Origin of the sequence: Kaistella yonginensis (genome assembly GCF_030409525.1) — a bacterium.
Lineage (GTDB): Bacteria > Bacteroidota > Bacteroidia > Flavobacteriales > Weeksellaceae > Kaistella > Kaistella yonginensis.
Genome location: NZ_JAUFQB010000034.1, coordinates 1 through 1,452, shown reverse-complemented (window position 1 = coordinate 1,452; position 1,452 = coordinate 1). Strand labels below are relative to the sequence as shown.

General features: G+C 29.3%; 2 protein-coding genes. Both read left to right on the top strand.

The window, feature by feature from the left end; all coding sequences use genetic code 11:
* The first annotated feature begins 278 nt into the window (after positions 1–278).
* Positions 279–539 carry a hypothetical protein gene (locus QWY78_RS09260; protein WP_290219090.1) on the top strand — a complete coding sequence of 87 codons (261 nt, stop codon included), beginning with the start codon at positions 279–281 and terminating at the stop codon, positions 537–539.
* Positions 540–541: 2 nt separating this feature from the next.
* Positions 542–1,336, top strand: coding sequence for a DUF3667 domain-containing protein (locus QWY78_RS09255; RefSeq protein ID WP_290219087.1), 795 nt, complete (start codon positions 542–544; stop codon positions 1,334–1,336).
* The last annotated feature ends 116 nt before the right edge of the window (positions 1,337–1,452 follow it).

Genomic DNA, 1,452 nt, shown 5'->3' with positions numbered 1-1,452 from the left:
GCACTAATTTACGGATAATATTCTATATATCAAACACTTAAATACATAAAAAAGTGCTTTTTTATGTATTTTATTTTTATTACATTTGGTTGTGCAACAAGCACAGCGGTTTTGCAATAGTGCGGAAGCCCGCAAGTTTAAAGATTTTATATTTTTCGAAATTTATTTTATAATAGAAAGATTTGTCATATTAAGCCGCACCATCGCAAAGCCGCAAAACGTTAGCAGAAATTTCAAACGACACCGCAAATAACCAACGAAAAACATAAATTTGACAAATGGAACAAATAAAGCTAAGTGAATTAAATGGCCAAGAATTAATTCAAAAACAAAAGAAATTGAAAACAAATAAAATAGTTAATGCTACACTTATTGGTTTACTTTTGGGCGTTTCTGATTACAGTGCCGTGAAAAATGGATTTTCATTTTTCACTTTTTTTCCTTTGTTTTTCGTGCTTTTTTTACTGAATAGTGGAAAGAAAAATAGCGAATTTGAAAAGGAACTAAAAAATGAAATGGATAATAGAAATTCTAAATAAAAATGTCTGAAACTTGCCTAAACTGCAATAATCCTGTAATTGAAAATTTCTGCTCCAACTGCGGACAGAAAAAATATAAACGAATTGATAAAAATTATATTTGGGACGAAATTCAATATACTGTTTTTCATACCAATAAAGGGCTACTCTTTTCTGTAAAAAATATACTTAAAAATCCAGGCAAAACCGCCAAAGAATTTATTGACGGAAACAGAGTAAACCATTATAAACCGATTTTATTAGTTTTTGTATTGAGTGGAATTGCCACCTTAGTTTCTTTTAAAGTTTTAAATTTAAAAGAAATTATGAGTGATTATTTTTCACAGCAACATATGAACTCAAACTTTATGAATGATTTAATGTCGTTTTTGTCAAGTTACAACTCATTCTTAATGGTGCTTTTGATTCCACTTTTTGCTCTAACAACGAAAATCGCTTTTAGAAAATGGGGACATAACTATTATGAACACATTGTGATGAATGCATACATTCTTTCATTTTATACTTTGGTGAGTATTATCGTAGTTTATCCAATTATGTTCTTTTTTAGACATTCAACCAGTACATTCTTTAATATTACTCAATTTTCATTACTTCTTGTTCCAATAATATTAGTTTGGTTTTTCAGAGAATTTTACAAAGACAAACCTTTAAAGTCAATTATTATAAAAGTTCTCGGAGTTTTAGGTTTGGCCATTTTAGGATACATACTTTTCGTAGTTATTGGTGGACTTATTGGACTTGGAATGATGATGCTAAAAGGACCAGAAGCATTGGAATATTTTAAACTAAAATAAAAAACTTCTGCTAACAAGGGTAACCGTTGCACAACCCCAATATTTTCGAGATTACCCAAAATTTATAACAAAAAACGACCTCTTTTAAAGCGATTTAAGGGAGCTTTGTTTTTGGT

Bases quoted from the DNA above. Each gene is read 5' to 3' on its own strand.
- QWY78_RS09255 (WP_290219087.1), top strand. From the start codon at position 542: ATGTCTGAAACTTGCCTAAACTGCAATAATCCTGTAATTGAAAATTTC.
- QWY78_RS09260 (WP_290219090.1), top strand. From the start codon at position 279: ATGGAACAAATAAAGCTAAGTGAATTAAATGGCCAAGAATTAATTCAA.